At 29.3% G+C, this 18,137-nt stretch carries 16 protein-coding genes; 12 read left to right on the top strand and 4 right to left on the bottom strand.

The genetic code is table 11. From position 1 onward, the window contains the following. The first annotated feature begins 233 nt into the window (after positions 1-233). The 6 genes from aceE to AMYT_RS08965 all read left to right on the top strand — a co-directional run bounded on the left by aceE (position 234) and on the right by AMYT_RS08965 (position 9,399). Positions 234-2,906, top strand: coding sequence for a pyruvate dehydrogenase (acetyl-transferring), homodimeric type (gene aceE, locus AMYT_RS08990; RefSeq protein ID WP_114842215.1), 2,673 nt, complete (start codon positions 234-236; stop codon positions 2,904-2,906). A 9-nt stretch (positions 2,907-2,915) separates the two neighbouring features. Then, complete coding sequence (aceF, locus tag AMYT_RS08985) at positions 2,916-4,571, top strand: dihydrolipoyllysine-residue acetyltransferase (protein ID WP_228197854.1); 1,656 nt, start codon at positions 2,916-2,918, stop codon at positions 4,569-4,571. A 10-nt stretch (positions 4,572-4,581) separates the two neighbouring features. After that, complete coding sequence (lpdA, locus tag AMYT_RS08980) at positions 4,582-6,012, top strand: dihydrolipoyl dehydrogenase (RefSeq protein ID WP_114842213.1); 1,431 nt, start codon at positions 4,582-4,584, stop codon at positions 6,010-6,012. Positions 6,013-6,101: 89 nt separating this feature from the next. Then, on the top strand, positions 6,102-6,437 hold the full coding sequence (locus AMYT_RS08975) for a hypothetical protein (protein WP_114842212.1): 336 nt from the start codon (positions 6,102-6,104) through the stop codon (positions 6,435-6,437). Between the two features lie 60 nt (positions 6,438-6,497). Continuing rightward, complete coding sequence (gene metE, locus AMYT_RS08970; RefSeq protein ID WP_114842211.1) at positions 6,498-8,762, top strand: 5-methyltetrahydropteroyltriglutamate--homocysteine S-methyltransferase; 2,265 nt, start codon at positions 6,498-6,500, stop codon at positions 8,760-8,762. Positions 8,763-8,946: 184 nt separating this feature from the next. Further along, on the top strand, positions 8,947-9,399 hold the full coding sequence (locus AMYT_RS08965; RefSeq protein WP_114842210.1) for a hypothetical protein: 453 nt from the start codon (positions 8,947-8,949) through the stop codon (positions 9,397-9,399). A gap of 24 nt (positions 9,400-9,423) precedes the next feature. On the opposite strand, the gene AMYT_RS08960 is transcribed toward AMYT_RS08965, so the two are convergent. From AMYT_RS08960 to AMYT_RS08950, 3 genes are read right to left on the bottom strand one after another with little or no spacing between them, the layout of a single operon-like run. Further along, positions 9,424-9,852, bottom strand: coding sequence for a rhodanese-like domain-containing protein (locus tag AMYT_RS08960; RefSeq protein ID WP_114842209.1), 429 nt, complete (start codon positions 9,850-9,852; stop codon positions 9,424-9,426). Beyond that, the gene (locus AMYT_RS08955; protein ID WP_114842208.1) at positions 9,852-10,736 is read right to left on the bottom strand and encodes a cation diffusion facilitator family transporter; all 885 of its coding nucleotides are present in this window, start codon (positions 10,734-10,736) and stop codon (positions 9,852-9,854) included. Before AMYT_RS08955 ends, AMYT_RS08960 begins: the two co-directional genes overlap by 1 nt. A 4-nt stretch (positions 10,737-10,740) precedes the next feature. Continuing rightward, entirely contained in the window at positions 10,741-11,910 is a 1,170-nt protein-coding gene (locus tag AMYT_RS08950; RefSeq protein WP_114842207.1) for a pyridoxal phosphate-dependent aminotransferase, read from the bottom strand. A 190-nt stretch (positions 11,911-12,100) separates the two neighbouring features. Here AMYT_RS08950 and AMYT_RS08945 point away from each other — a divergent pair, with 190 nt between their 5' ends. Next, a complete protein-coding gene (locus AMYT_RS08945) occupies positions 12,101-12,589 on the top strand; it encodes a M48 family metallopeptidase (protein WP_265936022.1) in 489 nt (162 codons plus the stop codon). On the opposite strand, the gene AMYT_RS15080 is transcribed toward AMYT_RS08945, so the two are convergent. Then, the gene (locus AMYT_RS15080) at positions 12,573-12,806 is read right to left on the bottom strand and encodes a hypothetical protein (protein WP_228197853.1); all 234 of its coding nucleotides are present in this window, start codon (positions 12,804-12,806) and stop codon (positions 12,573-12,575) included. The two genes, AMYT_RS08945 and AMYT_RS15080, sit on opposite strands and share 17 nt — an antisense overlap. A gap of 153 nt (positions 12,807-12,959) precedes the next feature. On the opposite strand from AMYT_RS15080, the gene AMYT_RS15145 reads away from it, so the two are divergent. The 5 genes from AMYT_RS15145 (at position 12,960) to guaA (ending at position 18,049) form a co-directional block, all read left to right on the top strand. Further along, positions 12,960-13,085, top strand: coding sequence for a hypothetical protein (locus AMYT_RS15145; RefSeq protein ID WP_265936021.1), 126 nt, complete (start codon positions 12,960-12,962; stop codon positions 13,083-13,085). Further along, complete coding sequence (gene nadB / locus AMYT_RS08935) at positions 13,085-14,545, top strand: L-aspartate oxidase (protein WP_114842204.1); 1,461 nt, start codon at positions 13,085-13,087, stop codon at positions 14,543-14,545. Before AMYT_RS15145 ends, nadB begins: the two co-directional genes overlap by 1 nt. Before the next feature lie 150 nt (positions 14,546-14,695). Further along, a complete protein-coding gene (gene nhaD, locus AMYT_RS08930; protein ID WP_114842203.1) occupies positions 14,696-16,087 on the top strand; it encodes a sodium:proton antiporter NhaD in 1,392 nt (463 codons plus the stop codon). A 132-nt stretch (positions 16,088-16,219) separates the two neighbouring features. Further along, positions 16,220-16,405 carry a hypothetical protein gene (locus tag AMYT_RS08925; protein WP_114842202.1) on the top strand — a complete coding sequence of 62 codons (186 nt, stop codon included), beginning with the start codon at positions 16,220-16,222 and terminating at the stop codon, positions 16,403-16,405. A gap of 108 nt (positions 16,406-16,513) precedes the next feature. After that, on the top strand, positions 16,514-18,049 hold the full coding sequence (gene guaA / locus AMYT_RS08920) for a glutamine-hydrolyzing GMP synthase (protein ID WP_114842201.1): 1,536 nt from the start codon (positions 16,514-16,516) through the stop codon (positions 18,047-18,049). The last annotated feature ends 88 nt before the right edge of the window (positions 18,050-18,137 follow it).

Genomic DNA, 18,137 nt, shown 5'->3' with positions numbered 1-18,137 from the left:
ATTTAAGAAAAGTGGGCAATTTAGTTACAATATAAAAATAAACTTAAAAAAAAACCGTAACTAAATTTACAAAAGAAAACTTTTTTCCAATTTTTTTCATTTTTGAAGAAGATTTCTTATATTTATGTGCTACTTTATTCAAATAACAATTAAATAAGTTAATTAGAGTATTATTTTAATATTATTTGCTAACCGTATATTAAGAATCGAAAAAATTTAAAAAGGAGTTATGTATGTCAGATACAAATTTAAAAGATATTGACCCTAGCGAAACGCAAGAGTGGCTTGATGCCCTTCAAACAATTATTGAAGAAGAAGGTAAAGAAAGAGCACACTTTTTACTTGAAAAATTGATTGAAAAAGCTAGAAGAAATGGTGCACACTTACCATATACAGCTACAACAGCATATTTAAATACAATCCCTGTGCATCAAGAACCAAAAATGCCTGCAAACTTATTATTAGAAAGAAAAATTAGATCAATTATTAGATGGAATGCACAAACAATGGTTCTAAGAGCTTCTAAAAAAGACTTAGAGTTAGGTGGACATATTGCATCATTTGCATCTTCTGCAACATTATATGATGTGGGATTTAATCACTTTTTTAAAGCACCAAATGATAATGATGGTGGAGATTTAATCTATTTCCAAGGTCACATAGCTCCTGGAATTTATGCAAGATCATTTGTAGAAGGTAGAATTACTGAAGAACAAATGGATAACTTTAGACAAGAAGTTGATGGAAAAGGATTATCTTCTTATCCACACCCAAAACTTATGCCTGATTATTGGCAATTCCCAACTGTTTCAATGGGACTTGGACCAATTCAAGCAATTTATCAAGCTAGATTTTTAAAATATCTAACAGATAGAGGAATTAAAGATTGTAGCAAACAAAAAATCTATTGTTTTATGGGAGATGGTGAATGTGATGAGCCAGAATCTCTTGGAGCAATTAACCTAGCAGGAAGAGAAGGTTTAGATAACTTAATTTTCGTAATCAATTGTAACTTACAAAGACTAGATGGACCAGTTAGAGGAAATGGAAAAATTATCCAAGAACTTGAAGGTGGTTTTAGAGGTGCTGGATGGGAAGTTATAAAAGTAATCTGGGGAAGATATTGGGATCCTTTATTAGAAAAAGATAAAACAGGTAAACTTGTAGAGCTTATGGAAGAAACAGTTGATGGTGAATACCAAAACTATAAACAAAAAGGTGGAGCTTATACAAGAGAGCACTTCTTTAATAAATATGAAGAAACAAAAGAATTAGTTGCAAATATGGGTGATGATGAAATCTGGAGATTAAATAGAGGTGGACACGACCCTGTGAAAGTTTATGCAGCATATAAAAGAGCAAATGAAACTAAAGGAAGACCAACAGTAATCTTAGCTAAGACAGTTAAAGGTTATGGAATGGGTGATGCAGCTGAAGGTAAAAATATTGCTCATGGTGTTAAAAAGATTGATTTTGATACACTGAAAAAATTTAGAGATAGATTTGATATACCAATTTCAGATGAAGAGTTAAAAACTTTACCATATTATAAACCTGCTGAAGATAGTGAAGAGATGCAATATCTAAGAGAAAGAAGAGCAGCTTTAGGTGGTTATGTTCCTCAAAGAAGAAAAGAGTTCTCTGCAAAACTTCAAATTCCTGCATTAAATGCTTTTGAAGCTATTTTAGAAGGAAGTGGTGATAGAGAAGTTTCTACAACTATGGTATTTGTAAGAATCTTAAATGCACTTGTAAAAGATAAAGGTATTGGAAAAAGAATTGTTCCTATTGTTCCTGATGAAGCTAGAACTTTTGGTATGGAAGGTATGTTTAGACAAATTGGTATTTATGCACATGAAGGACAAAAGTATGTTCCTCAAGATAGAGACCAAGTTGCATATTATAAAGAGGATAAAAAAGGACAAGTTCTTCAAGAAGGAATTAATGAGTTAGGTGCTATGGGTTCATGGGTAGCAGCAGCAACTTCATATTCTGTAAATGATTGTCCAATGATTCCATTTTATATTTACTACTCAATGTTTGGATTCCAAAGAATTGGAGATATGGCATGGGCAGCAGGTGATTTACAAGCAAGAGGTTTCTTAGTTGGTGGAACATCAGGAAGAACTACATTAAATGGAGAAGGTTTACAACATCAAGATGGACATAGTCATATTTTAGCTAATACAATTCCAAATTGTATCTCTTATGACCCAACTTATGGATATGAATTAGCAGTAATTGTTCAAAATGGTATAGAAAGAATGTATGGTGAAAAACAAGAAAATATTTTCTATTACTTAACAACAATGAATGAAAACTATAAACAACCAGCAATGCCAAAAGGTGTAGAAGAGGGTATTATTAAAGGTATCTATAAATTAGAAACTACAGAAGCTAAAAATAACTTTGATGTAAAATTATTAGGTTGTGGTTCTATTTTAGAGCAAGTAAGAACTGCTTCACAAATTTTAGCAAATGATTATGGTATTTCTTCAGAAGTTTACTCTGTAACTTCATTTAATGAATTAACAAGAGAAGCACAAGATGTAGAAAGATATAATATGTTACATCCAAATGATGAGAATAAAGTACCTTTTATAACTCAAGTTTTAGGTGAAAATGATAATAATATTGTAGTTTCTGCAACAGATTATATGAAATTATATTCTGAGCAAATTAGAGCTTATGTAAAAGGAAACTATAAAACTTTAGGTACTGATGGATTTGGTAGATCTGATAGTAGAGATAATTTAAGAGCACACTTTGAAGTTGATGCTAATTTTATAGTGTTTACAACAATTTCTCAATTAGTTGAGAAAGGAAAACTAGATAAGTCTGTATTAATTGATACAATTAAGAAATTTAATATAAATACAGAAAAAATTAACCCATTAAAAGCGTAAGGTGAAATAATGAGTATAGAAGAAATCAAACTACCTGATGTTGGTGGAGATGCAGTAGAAGTTATAGAAATTTGTGTAAATGTTGGTGATTTTATTGAAGAAGAAGAGGCAATAATCGTAGTTGAAACAGAAAAAGCCTCTATGGATATTCCAGCAAGTTTTTCTGGAACTATTGAGTCATTAAATGTTAAAGCTGGTGATAAAATTACAGAAGGTACAGTAGTTTGTACTATGAAAAAAGCAGGGGCAGAAGAAGCACCTGCTGTTGAAACAAAAGAAGAAGTAAAAGAAGTAGAAGCGCCAGTAGAAAAACAAGAAGTTAAAGAAGAAACTGTTGAAGTTGAAAAAACAGCTTCTCAAGAGTTAGTAACACAAATTGAAGATGTTTTTGTACCTGATTTAGGACAAGATGGTGAAGTTGATGTTATTGAAATTATTGTAAGTGTTGGTGATGAGGTAAATGAAGAAGATGGACTTATCACTTTAGAAACAGAAAAAGCTACAATGGATGTTCCTGCACCTTTTAATGGAAAAGTAAAAGAACTTTTAGTTAATGCTGGTGATAAAGTAAAAAGTGGAGCTTTAATAGCAAAAATTGAAAAACAAGTTGCAGTTGAAACTAAAGTTGCACCTACAATTAAAGCACAAACGCCTGCCCCTTCTTTAAAAGTAGAAGAACAAGTAGAAGAAAAAGTGGAATCAAAAGTTGTTGAAGTTAGCAATGAAGAGTTTTCAGCTTCTTCAAAAGTTTATGCTTCTCCTTCTGTTAGAAGAATTGCAAGGGAGTTTGGTGTTGATTTAGCTAAAGTAAAAGGAAGTGGTAGAAAAAATAGAATCTTAAAAGAAGATGTTAGACTATTTATAAAAGAACAACTTTCAAAACCAGCAGCTGCACAAGCTTCAAATGGTACTTCTCTTGGATTTAATTTACCTGAATTAAAACCAATTGATTTTTCTAAATTTGGAGAAATAGAAACTGTTGAATTAAGTAGAATTCAAAAAATATCAGGTCCAAGTTTACATAGAAACTGGGTTGGAATACCTCATGTTACTCAATTTGATGAAGCAGATATTACAGAACTTGAAGAGTTTAGAAAAACTCAAAATACAGTTTTTGCTAAGAAAAATAGTGATGTGAAAATTTCTCCACTTGTATTTGCTTTAAAAGCAGTTGCAAAAGCTTTACAAATACATCCAAACTTTAATTCATCATTAAGTGCAGATGGACAAAGTATTATTTATAAAAAATATATCAATATTGCAGTTGCAGTTGATACACCAAATGGTTTAGTTGTTCCTGTTATTAAAAATGTGGATAAAAAAGGTTTTGAAGAGTTATCAACTGAATTAAAAGAGATTTCACTAAAAGCAAGAGATGGAAAATTAAAACTTGAAGATATGCAAGGTGCTTGTTTTACAATCTCAAGTCTTGGTGGTATAGGAGGAACTAAATTTACTCCAATTATTAATGCGCCAGAAGTTGCTATTTTAGGATTATCTAAATCTGAAATAAAACCAAAATGGGATGGTGAGAAATTTGAACCAAGATTAATGCTTCCATTATCATTATCTTATGACCATAGGGTTATTGATGGAGCAGAGGCAGCAAGGTTTACAACAACATTAGCAACATTATTAAGCGATATTAGATTATTGCTTTTATAAGAGGTAAATTATGAGTAATGAGATTAAAGCACAAGTTTTAGTTATAGGAGCAGGGCCTGCTGGGTACTCTGCTGCTTTTAGAAGTGCAGATTTAGGGTTTGAAGTAGTATTAGTTGAAAAACACAATACTTTAGGTGGTGTATGTTTAAATGTTGGATGTATTCCTTCAAAAGCTCTTTTACATGTGGCAAAAGTTATTGAAGAGAGTGAACATATCTCTCATCATGGGGTTGTTTTTTCAAAACCACAAATTGATTTAGCAAAAATTGCAGATTATAAAAACGGTGTAGTTAAAAAACTAACTGACGGTTTAGGTGCAATGGCTAAGATGAGAAAAGTAAAAGTAGTTCAAGGTGTTGCTACTTTTTTAAATAAAAATAGTGTAGTTGTTAAAAATGAGCAAGAAGAGACTATTGTAAATTTTGACAATGCAATTATTGCAGCTGGTTCAAGACCAATAGAATTACCTTTTATTCCTCATCATGACCCTAGAATTTGGGATTCAACTGATGCTTTAAGACTAAAAGAAGTTCCAAAAAAACTACTAATTATGGGTGGTGGTATTATTGGGCTTGAAATGGGAACAGTTTATCAAAAACTAGGTTCAACTATAGATGTGGTTGAAATGCAAGATCAATTGGTTCCTGTTGCTGATAAAGATGTAATCAAAGCTTATACAAAAGCAAATAAAGATAGATTTAATATTATGTTAAATACTAAAGTTACTAAAGTTGAAGCAAAAGAAGATGGAATTTATGTATCTATGGAAGGTGAGGGTGTTTCAACTGAACCTGTTGTTTATGATGCTGTTTTAGTAGCAATTGGGAGAGCAGCAAATGGTAAACTTTTAGGTTTAGAAAATGCTGGCGTAAATGTTAATAATTGGGGAATTATTGAAGTTGATAAACAAATGAGAACAAATGTAGATAATATCTTTGCAGTTGGGGATATTGTTGGGCAACCAATGCTAGCTCATAAAGGTGTACATGAAGCCCATGTGGCAGCAGAAGTAATTGCTGGTAAAAAACACTATTTTGAACCAAAAGTTATCCCTTCTATTGCTTATACCTTCCCAGAAATTGCTTGGGTTGGTATGACTGAAAAAGAAGCTAAAGAAGCTGGAATTGATTATGAAGTGGCAACTTTCCCTTGGTCTGCTTCAGGAAGAGCACTTGCAAGTGATGTAAGTGAAAATGGAATGACTAAATTAATTTTCAAAAAAGAAGACCATACTTTAATAGGTGGAGCTTTAGTTGGAGATAATGCAGGGGAGTTATTAGGTGAAATTACACTTGCTTTAGAGATGGATTGTGATGCAGAAGATATTGCTCTTACAATTCATGCACATCCTACATTACATGAATCTGTTGGAATGGCAGCAGAGATTTATGAAGGTACTATTACAGATCTTCCAAATGCAAAAGCAAAAAAGAGTAAATAATTACTCTTTTTTGTAAAAAAACATAAATAATCTTTATATTTTTAATTTTTTTTAGTTATAATCCTTAAAATTTTAATAGGAGTAGTATTGTGAGAACACCTCGTGGTTTTGGTAAAAGATATTTTTCATTATCTTCAATTTTAGCATATGCTGTTGCACCAAAATTACATAGTGCTGCTACTATATATAAAACTCACATAAATTTTAATTTTAGTAATGAAGAAGAAGCAAAAGAGGAAGATCCTCCCACACTTTTACAAGAAACACTTATTACTTTAATTTCAAATAAACCTTGTCATTGTGATTGTGTCTTTAGAAGAAAGACACGTTTAGCAGTCGCACTATTTAAATTTATTCCAAGATGTCCCTTCTATTGTACTTTCTTTGCCTTTAGAAGAACAGGAACTCATCCCCCACTATTTTAATTTTCCATAAATAAAACTATAAAAATCATACAAATTATTAAAATACAAAAGGATAGAGTAATGTCTAAAAATTATGTAATAGGATTTCCAAGAATTGGAGAAAAAAGAGAACTTAAAAAAGTTTTAGAGCAGTATTGGTTGGGTGAAATTGACTTCTTAGAAGTTGAATTTGTATCAAAAGAGTTAAAAAAAAGACATTGGGCTTATCAAAAAAGTACAAAGGTTCAATATATCTCTTCAAATGATTTTTCATATTATGACAATATGTTAGATACTACAATTTTATTTGGAGCAATACCAAAAAGATTTCAGCATTTAAAAGATGAAGAATTATATTTTGCAATGGCAAGGGGAACAAAAGAGGCTGTTGCTATGCAAATGACAAAATGGTTTAATACAAATTATCACTATATTGTTCCTGAACTTTCAAAACAGAGTAATTTTACTTTAAATAGTAAAAAAATTATACAAGAATATAAAGAGGCTAAAGAGTTAGGAATAACACCAAAAATCAATTTAATAGGGCCAATAACATATTTGGCTTTATCAAAAACTGTAGATAATAGTGATGTTTTTATGCATATTAATAGACTTGTAGAAGAGTATGCAAAGCTTTTAGAAGAAATAAGCACTTTAGATGAAGAGATAATTTTACAACTAGAAGAGCCAATTTTTGTAAAAGATGTAGAACCAAAACTTTTATCTTTACTAAAGCCAACTTATGAAAAATTAGCTTCAATATCTTCTAAAGTAAAAATAGCAGTGATAACTTATTTTGAACATTCAAATGAAGCAACAAAAATTTTAGTAAATACTCCAATTTGGGCAATAGGCTTAGACTTTATTTATGGTGAGAAAAATTTTGAAGTTTTAGAAGAGATAAAAACTTCAAATAAAGTTTTAATAGCAGGAATTATTGATGGAAGAAATATTTGGAAAAGTAATCTAAGAAAAAAAGTAGAACTTTTAGAAAAAATAGCAACTACAATTGATAAAAACAATATTTTAGTATCTACTTCTTGCTCTTTATTGCATGTTCCTTTTTCTTTGGAGTATGAAACAGCTTTAGATAAAGAGATAAAATCTTGGCTAAGTTTTGCAAGAGAAAAACTTGAAGAGTTAAAAATAGTTTCAAAAATATTTTTTAAAGAAGAATTATCTTTAGAAGATAAAGCTTATATAAAAAGAAATGAAGAGGACAATGAAAAACGAAAAAACTCTTTAAAAATTCATAATAAAACTGTGCAAGAGGAGTTAAAAACTCTTACAAAATTACAAAGAGAAGAGAAATTTGAAAAAAGAATCAAAGCTCAAAGAGAGTTTTTCAAATATGAAAATTTAGCTACTACAACTATTGGTTCTTTTCCTCAAACAGCAGAAATTCGCCAAGTAAGAAGAGATTTTAAAAATAATATAATCTCAAAAGAAGTTTATGAAGAAAAAATCAAAGAGTATATAAGTGATTGTATAGCTTTTCAAGAGAGTATTGGTTTAGATGTATTAGTTCATGGTGAGCCAGAAAGAAATGATATGGTGGAATATTTTGGAGAATTACTTGAAGGTTTTGCCTTTACAAAAAATGCTTGGGTGCAATCTTATGGAAGTAGATGTGTAAAACCACCTCTTATTTTTGGTGATGTAAGTAGGCAAAAACCTATGAGTGTACAATGGCTAACTTTTGCTCAAAGCAAAACTTCTAAAGTAGTAAAAGGGATGCTAACAGGACCAGTTACAATATTAAATTGGTCTTTTGTTAGAGATGATAAACCAAGAAATGAAGTTGCTAAACAAATAGCATTAGCAATATCAAAAGAGGTTGATGATTTACAAAATGCAGGTATTAAGATGATTCAAGTTGATGAAGCTGCATTTAAAGAAGGATACCCTTTAAGAAAAGAAAATATTAAAATATATGAAAAATGGGCAGTTGAAAATTTTAGATTAAGTGTTAGTAGTGCAAAAATTGATACTCAAATACATACACATATGTGTTATAGTGAGTTTAATGATATTATAAAAACTATTGAAGCTATGGATGCTGATGTTATTTCTATTGAAACTGCAAGAAGTGGAAATAGACTTTTAAAAATTTTTAAAGAAGTAGGATATAAGCAAGAAGTAGGGCCTGGGATTTATGATATTCACTCTCCTAGAGTTCCTAGTGTAGAAGAGATGGTTGAACAAATAAAAGCTTTACTTGAAGTTCTACCAAAAGAGCAATTATGGATAAATCCAGATTGTGGCTTAAAAACTAGAAAATGGCCAGAAGTTAAATTAAGTTTAGAAAACTTAGTAAAAGCGGTTAATATTGTTAGAAATAGCTAATAAAGTAGGAGAATTTCTCCTACTTTACTAATACTAAACAATCCTATATTAAATAATCAAATATTTTATTTTATTATTCTTTAAAATTTATTTCAATAGAATTTAAACAAAAAGTTGTAAATATGAATTCTAAAATATTATTGATAATGGAACAACACTTAATCAAGAAGAAATAAGATAGATAATGGATACTTCAAATGATGATGTAATTTCAACTTCATTAACAAGAGTTCGTACAGGAAATGATATTGTAACTGGTGGAGAAGGAAATGATACATATATCTTTGAAAGATGGGATGATAGAGATACTATCTTTGACAGTAGTGGTAATGATAAAATTTTATTTGGAAATACTGTAAAGCATGAAAATATCATATTTCATTGGAATGACAATGATTTAATAATTAATAATTCTTGGGATAGAATAATAGTTAAAAATCAAAAAATATCTGAAAATCGTATTGAAAGATTTGAATTATCAAATGGAAACTATTTGACAAATAGCGATATTGAAGTACTTATTCAAAATATGACTTCTTTTGCCAATAATAATGGTATTGATATAACAAATCGTCGAGAGGTTACAAATAATAGTGAGCTTATTAATCTTGTATCAAATACTTGGCAAGTAGCATAAAAAAGCAGGCCTTATGGCTTGCTTTTATTTTGAAATAGGTAGTTGTGTTTTGCTCCAGTCATAAGCAAAACCATTTTTTATATTATATATATTTGAAAAGCCTTCTTGACCTAAAATATTAGCAGCAAATTTAGTTCTAGAACCACTTCTACAAATTAAGATTATTTCTTTTTCCATATTTGATTTAACTAAATAATCTACTTGTTCCACAAAATCTTTATTTAAAACTCTTTGTCCAAATTTTTCATAAAAAATTGGAATATTTATTGCATCTTTTGGATGTGCAAATTCAAACTCTCTTTTTGTTCGAACATCAATTAAAATTGCACCTTTTTGCTGTAAATTGTAGGCTGTTTGTGAGTCAATATCAGCTTTGTATAAAGTGTCTTGACTAAAATCTACAGCAAAAATAGTTGAAAACATAATCATTATTGAAAGTAAGATCTTTTTCACTATTTCTCCTTATTTAATTTAAAATCATCATATGGATCCATATGAATATTTATAACCCAGTCTCTTTTTTCATCTAGTTTTTTTATTTCATTTTCTATTTTATCACTTACTTTATGTGCTTCCATAAGTGTAATTAGACAATCAAATACTAAATGTACTTCTACAAAAGTTTGATTTGCAGCTTCTCTTGTTTTTAATAAATGATAGGTATTTATTCTTTCATTTGAATTAATTATTTTTTCAATTTTTAAAACTATTTCATCTTCAACAGCTCTATCTAATAGTATTAAAATACCATCTCTTATAAGCTCATATGCTGAATAAATAATAAATAAAGCAATAAACCCACCAACTATTATATCAACTATTTCATATCCTGTAAGATTTACTAATACAAGTGAAATTAAAACAGCAATATTTGTATATACATCTGTTTTATAATGTAGTGCATCAGCTTTTATAACCATACTATTTGTTTTTTTAGCCACATAATTTAAATATAAAACTAATGAAATAGTAATAACTAAAGAGATACCCATTACCATTAATGAAATATCTAAATATTGTGATACTTCATTTGTAAGAGCTTTTTTTACTGCTTGATATAATAAAAACAGCCCTGAAATTGTAATAATAGTTCCTTCAATTACAGAAGCTAATGCCTCAATCTTTCCTCTTCCATAATTAAATGTTTTATCAGCTGGTTTTTCAGCATTTGAAATAGCAAAATAGTTAAAGATAGATACAAACATATCTAAAATAGAATCAATAGCAGAAGCCAAAACTGCCACTGAACCACTAGCAATACCAATAATTAATTTGATTAGTGTTAAAAGTGCAGCTACGCTTGAAGAAATAAGCGTAGCCTTTTTTTGTAGTGTCATAGAATTAGTTTTTTTCTACGAATTTTTTGATTCTTGCAATTCCTTTTTCAATACTTTCAAGGTCTGTTGCAAATGAGAATCTAAAGTATCCTTCCATTCCAAAAGCAAGTCCTGGAACAACAGCAACACCTTCTTGCTCAAGAAGTTGTTCACAAAATGTAACTGAATTATTAGTAATTTCTTTAATATTAATAAATAGATAAAAAGCACCTTTAGGTTTAACACAAGATAAACCTTTTATCTCATTGATAGCTTTAACAGCTACATTTCTTCTTTTTTCAAATTCTACTCTCATTTTTTCAATATCTGCATCTGCATCACCATTTAATGCAGGAATTGCTGCATATTGAGTAATAGAGTTGATATTTGAAGTTACTTGACCTTGTAACTTAATCATAGCTTTTACGATTTCAATTTTTGGAGTTGCAATATATCCAAATCTCCATCCTGTCATAGCTACTGCTTTACTTAATCCATTGATAGTAACTGTTCTTTGATACATATCTTCACTTACAGATGCAGCTGCTGTAAATGGTTTTCCATCAAAAATGATTTTTTCATACATTTCATCAGATAATACTAAAATATCAGTACCTTCTAATACTTTTCCAATAGCAGTTAGCTCTTTTTTTGTATAAACAGCACCAGTTGGATTTGAAGGTGTATTTAAAAGAATAGCTTTTGTTTTTGGTGTAATTGCAGCTTTTAATTGTTCAGCTGAAATTTTAAATTCTGTTGAATCATCTGTATCAATAAAAACTGGAACTCCACCTGAGTATTTTACTTGCTCTGGATAAGTTACCCAATAAGGAGCAGGAATAATAACTTCATCTCCTTCATCTAATAAAAGTTGAAAAAGATTAAATAATGAATGCTTTGCTCCATTACTAATAACAATATGCTCTAAATTATATTCTAGACCATGGTCTTTTTTTAGTTTATTGATAATTGCTTGTTTAGTTGTTACGATACCCTCTACAGCCGTATACTTTGTGTGACCAGCATTAACAGCATTTACAGCAGCTAATTTAATTATTTCTGGTGTATCAAAATCAGGTTCCCCTGCACTAAAACTTAAAATGTCTCTACCTTGTGCTTTTAGTTCTCTCCCTAAAGCAGTAATAGCCATTGTTACCGACGGAGATAAGTTCTCCATTCTTTGGGCAATTTTCATTTGCTTTTATCCTCTAAATAATTTTCATTATGTTAACATTATATGGGTAATATAATGTGGGATTTTAACTAAAAAAAACTTAAGGAATAGCTTGGAATTTGAAACAAATATTAATAATAAAATAGTAACCGTTAAATTAGAAAAAAAAAGAGGACTTAAAAACTGCTACATAAGGATTGTTAATAATAAAATGATACAAATTCGTGCTAATAATTATTTTGATATTTTTGATGCAAAAGAATTAATTGCAAGAAAAGCATCTTGGATAGAAAAACATTTAAATAGTTTTTCAAAACAGCCTTTAAATAGTGATGAATTTTATTATCTTGGTGTTAAACATAAAAATTTAGATAATAGAGATTTAGATAAATTTTATGCCTTTGAAGCAAAAAAAATTATTCCGCCTATTTTACAAGAGTGTTCACAACTTATGCAACTTTTCCCAACTTCTATAAAATATAGAAAAAACAAAAGAACTTGGGGCTCATGTAACTTTAAAAATGGTTTAAATTTCAATACTTTATTAGTAAAGTTTCCTTTAGAAGTTATTGAGTATGTGGTTATTCATGAATTGGCACATATAAAATATAAAAATCATTCAAAAGATTTTTGGAATTTAGTATATAAATATTGTAGTGATTATAAAAAAAGAGAAGAGACTCTTAAGAGTTTTTTATAAGGTCTCTAATCTCTTCTAATAAGGTATGTAGTTTTTTATTTTCGATATGGTTTTTAAATATCCCATAAGAACGCTCTTTATATAGCTCATTTTCTTTTGGTTTTTCTTGCTTTTTTTCTATTTTATTTGTTACAAAAAATTTAAAATCATTTATATTGGTCATATGTGCATTATTTAATAGTGATTTTATTAAAGCTTTGTTATACTCGAACTCCATTTTATAAATAGGATGAGTTAATACAAAAAATAAAATTTCGTTTCTTATATAGGCGAATTTTATGCCTTTTTTCAATTTCATAGGTAATATATTTATAAACCTTTGAATTTTTTCATTAGTATTAATTTTCCTAAAATCAGGATGTTGTTTAAGATGATTAAGAATTGTAGACATATTTTTCATATTGCAATTATAGCAGGTTTTCTATTATTTTTAAGTGGATGTGGATATAAAGCTGATCCAGTTTATGTAGATAGTAAAAAAGAAGCAAGCAAATAATGCAAGTATATGATTATTTGATTATTGGTTCGGGTGTTGCTGGATTAAATGCAGCAAGGCTACTCCCAAAAGATAAAAAAGTTTTGCTTTTATGCAAAAAATCACCTTGGGAGTGCAATACTTTTTGGGCTCAAGGTGGTATAGCAACTGCAGTTGATGAAGAAGATATTGCAGTTCATATACAAGATACAATGACAGCTGGTGTTGATTATAATGATAAAAAAGCTGTTGAAATACTAAGTAAAAACTCTTTAAGTTCTATTCATGATTTAATTCAAGCAGGTTTAAAATTCGATTTAAATGCCAAAGGCAATTTAGCTTTTACAAAAGAAGCTGCACACTCTAGAAGTAGGATTTTGCATGCTGATGGTGATGCAACAGGTCGAATGATACATATGTTTTTAATAGAACAATTCCCTCATGAAATGCTAACAGAAGCTGTGGTTTCAGACCTTTTAATAAAAGATGGAATTTGTTATGGAGCTCAATTTTTTACTAGTGAAACAAAACAAAAAACTGTCTATGCACATAATACTATTATAGCAAGTGGTGGAGTTGGTTCTTTATATAAATATCATACAAATTCAACTGCAATTGCTGGTGAAGTTCAAGGTATTTGTATTGAAAAAGGTATCAAATTAAAAGATATGGAAATGCTTCAATTTCATCCTACTGTTGTAAAAGGTACTCATTTTGCTAGAAAACCTCTTTTGAGTGAAGCTTTAAGAGGAGAGGGTGCTTATATTGTTGATGAAGATAATAAAAGATTTTTATTTGATTATCATAAAGATGGGGAATTAGCTCCTAGAGATGTTGTAAGTCGTGCTATCTTTGATTATGCAAAAAAACATAAAAAAGGTATATTTTTATCTTTTGAAAGTTTTGAAAAAAATTTCTTCAAAAAAAGATTTCCTAATATTTATGCTAATTTAAAAGATTTAGGTTTTGAATTACCTTTTGAAAGAGTTCCTATTTCACCTGCTTTTCACTATACAATGGGTGGAATTCCAACTGATACAGATGGAAAAGTTTTAGGTATGAAAAACTTATATGCTATTGGTGAAGCTGCTTGTACAGGTGTACATGGTGCAAATAGATTAGCTTCTAATTCTTTATTAGAAGGTGTTGTTTTCTCTAAATTAGCAGTTGAACATTCACTGCAAAATAATTTTAAAATATCACATGAAAATTATACGAACAAGATAAAATCCTATATAAGAAATCAAGAAATAGATAAACCTATAAAGGATAATCTAAGAAGAATAATGTGGGATACTGCTGCAATAGTTAGAGAAGAAGATAAATTAAAACAATCTTTAAAAACAATAGAAGAGTATTTACAGCAAGAAGTTGGAAGACTTTTATATTTAAGACTTTTAACAGCAAAAGCTATACTAGAAGCAGCAATAAATAGAAAAGAATCTTTGGGAGCACATTTCTTAATTAGAAATGAGGCTTAACTATAAAATTATATTATATTATAAATTACGAAAAAAGCCGTAAATAGCCCTAAGAATATTTGTTATTTTTAAGGCTGTTTACGGCAAAATTTAATTACAAACATTAAAAACTAAATTATATTTAGTTAAGTAAAACATCAAGGAGAGTTAATGTTTAAAGTTTTATTGTCATTTCTTCTGTGTTCTGTAGCTGCGTTTGCATCAGGTGGTTCAGCTACTTCAGAGATTCCAGATTTAACGATGACATGGATTGGGTTTGCATCATTAATAATATTTGTGATTGGATATTATTTTGTTGCAGCAGAGGAAAAGTATGAGATTGATAAGGCTAAACCTGCTTTATTTATTGGAACATTTATCTTTATTTTAATTGCTTTATATTATGCAATAAACGATTTAGATATGGATTTAGTTCATGTTCAAGCACAACATTTAATTTTAGAAATTGCTGAAATTTTCTTCTTCTTATTTGTTGCTATGACATATATTGAATCTTTAATTCATATGAATGTATTTGATAAATTAAAGTACAATTTAGTAACTAAAGGATATTCGTATAGAAAATTATTCTGGGTAACTGGTTTTATTGCTTTCTTTTTATCTCCAATTGCTGACAACTTAACAACTGCACTTATTTTATCAACAGTTTTAATTACTATTGAAAAGAAAAGAAAAGACTTTTTAGTTCCAGGTGCAATTAATATTGTTGTTGCTGCAAATGCTGGTGGTGCTTGGTCTCCATTTGGTGATATTACTACACTTATGGCATGGACAGCAGGTAAGGGAGTATTTACAGACTTCTTATATTTATTCCCAGCTGCAATTGGTGGATATTTAATTACTGCATTTTTATTATCAAAATTTGTTCCTACTGAAAAACCTGAATTTGATGCTTCAAAAGAAGAAGTTCCAGTTATGGCTGAAGGTGCAAAAGTTGTAATGGGACTTGGAGTATTTACAATCTTTTGTGCTGTAATGTCTCATCAAGTTTTACATTTACCTGCTATGTGGGGTATGATGTTTGGTTTATCTTTACTAAAAGTTTACTCTTATGGACTTAATAGAAGACATGGTAAAGAACACTTTAATATCTTTCATTCAATGGCAAAAATTGAAAACAACACACTAATGTTCTTCTTTGGTATTTTAGCAGCAGTTGGAGGATTATATTTTATTGGATGGTTAGCATTAGCTTCTCATGTATATAGTCCAGATGTATTAGGACCTACTTGGTCAAATATTGGAGTAGGATTCTTATCTGCGATTGTTGATAATGTTCCTGTTATGTCTGCTGTTTTAAAAGCTAATCCTCAAATGGGATTAGACCAATGGATGCTTGTAACGCTTACTGCAGGGGTTGGGGGATCGTTAATCTCTTTTGGTAGTGCAGCAGGTGTTGGAGTAATGGGTAAATTACATGGTATATATACATTTAACTCTCATATGAAATATGCATGGACAATTTTAATTGGATATATTGTATCAATTTCAATTTGGTATATCCAATATGAAGTATTACAAATTAGCCATTATGGTTCATAATTTGTGACTTTAAAAAGGCTACCTTTGGGTAGCCTTTTTTTATTCTTTTTAAAAACTTTTAAAACTTGATTTATATCTAATCTTTTTTCTTTTTTTTCTACTAAAATAAATTTATTGTTATAAAGGATTTTAATGTTTAGCTGGATTTTTAAAAAGAAAAAAAGAAAAATAAAAAGAGAAAGAGTTTTTGTTTGCAAACACTGTAAACACACTTGCGAAAATTGTGATGCTAGATTTTGTTATGCGTGTTATTCTAATATAGGTAATCCATGCCCAAATTGTGGAAAGTCTAATCTTCAAGAAAAAGAAAATTCTTAACACTTTACTATTTACTTAACTAAATTTTTACCACTTTTTAGATATTATATTTTATTAAATTAAAATATCTAATCACTTCTAACGTGAAAAAACTAAGGAAAATAATATATGAAACATGTACCAATTGTTGTATTAGATTTTGGTAGTCAGTATACTCAAATTATTGCAAGAAAACTAAGAGAGTCAGGTGTATATAGTGAAATAGTTCCATATAATGAAAAAATTGAAGATATTAAGGCTAGAACTCCTAAAGGTATTATTCTTTCTGGTGGACCAGCTTCAGTGTATGCAAAAGATTCTTATCATCCAGATGAAGAAATCTTTCAATTAGGTCTTCCAATTTTAGGTATCTGCTATGGTATGCAACTTATCTCTCAACACTTTGGTGGAAGTGTAATTCCAGCTGATCACCATGAATATGGTAAAGCAAAATTATCTTTTGAAAAAGAAAGTGATATCTTTAAAGATACAACTGATGGTCAAATTGTATGGATGTCTCATGGTGATAGAGTAGAAAATATCCCAGAAGGTTTTGAAAAAATAGCAACAAGTGAGAACTCTCCATATGCAGCTATTGCAAATATGGAAAAAAGAATTTATGCTTTCCAATTTCACCCAGAAGTTTACCATTCAGAGCAAGGTTCTAAATTACTTAAAAACTTTGCAAAATATATTTGTGGTTGTGAATCAACTTGGAATATGGGATCATTTGCAAAAGAGCAAATTAAAAAAATCCAAGAAAAAGTAGGAAATAAAAAAGTATTATGTGGAGTATCAGGAGGAGTAGATTCTTCTGTTGTAGCTACACTTTTAGCAGAAGCAATTGGTGATCAGTTAATTCCTGTTTTTGTTGATCATGGATTATTAAGAGCAAATGAAAGAGAACAAGTTGAAGCTATGTTTAAAAGTAGAGGTGTTAATTTAATTACTGTTGATGCTTCTGAAATCTTCTTAAAAAAATTAGAAGGTGTAACTGATCCTGAAACAAAAAGAAAAATTATTGGTGAAACTTTTATTGAAGTATTTGATATTGAAGCTAAAAAACACGATGGTATTGAGTTTTTAGCACAAGGTACTTTATATACTGATGTTATTGAATCAGTATCTGTAAAAGGACCTTCAAAAACTATTAAATCACATCACAATGTTGGTGGATTGCCAGATTGGATGACTTTTGAATTAATTGAGCCTCTAAGAGAAATCTTTAAAGATGAAGTTAGAATTTTAGGTTTAGAACTTGGACTTCCAAAAGATATGATTGGAAGACATCCTTTCCCTGGTCCTGGACTTGCTATTAGAATTATGGGAGATGTAAATAAAGCTGATTTAGAAATACTAAGAAAAGCTGATACTATTATGCTTGATGTATTACATGCTACTGGATATTATGATAAAACTTGGCAAGCTTTTACAGTATTATTAAATGTAAAATCTGTAGGAGTTATGGGAGATAATAGAACTTATGATAATACAGTTTGCGTTAGAATTGTAGAAGCAACTGATGGTATGACAGCAACATTTGCACATATTCCTCATGATATTTTAGAAACAATTTCAAGAAGAATTATCAATGAAGTAGATGGAATTAATAGAGTTGTATATGATATTTCATCTAAACCACCTGCAACTATTGAATGGGAATAAGAAAGTTATTATTAACTTTATATAATTTACTCAGTCTTTTTTGACTGGGTAAACCCTTACTAAAAAAATCTTTTAATAAACTTTACTT

It is taken from the genome of Malaciobacter mytili LMG 24559 (genome assembly GCF_003346775.1).
GTDB classification, from domain to species: Bacteria; Campylobacterota; Campylobacteria; order Campylobacterales; family Arcobacteraceae; genus Malaciobacter; species Malaciobacter mytili.
The sequence above is the reverse complement of the archived record's forward strand: the minus strand, read 5'-3'. Positions and strand labels throughout refer to the sequence as shown.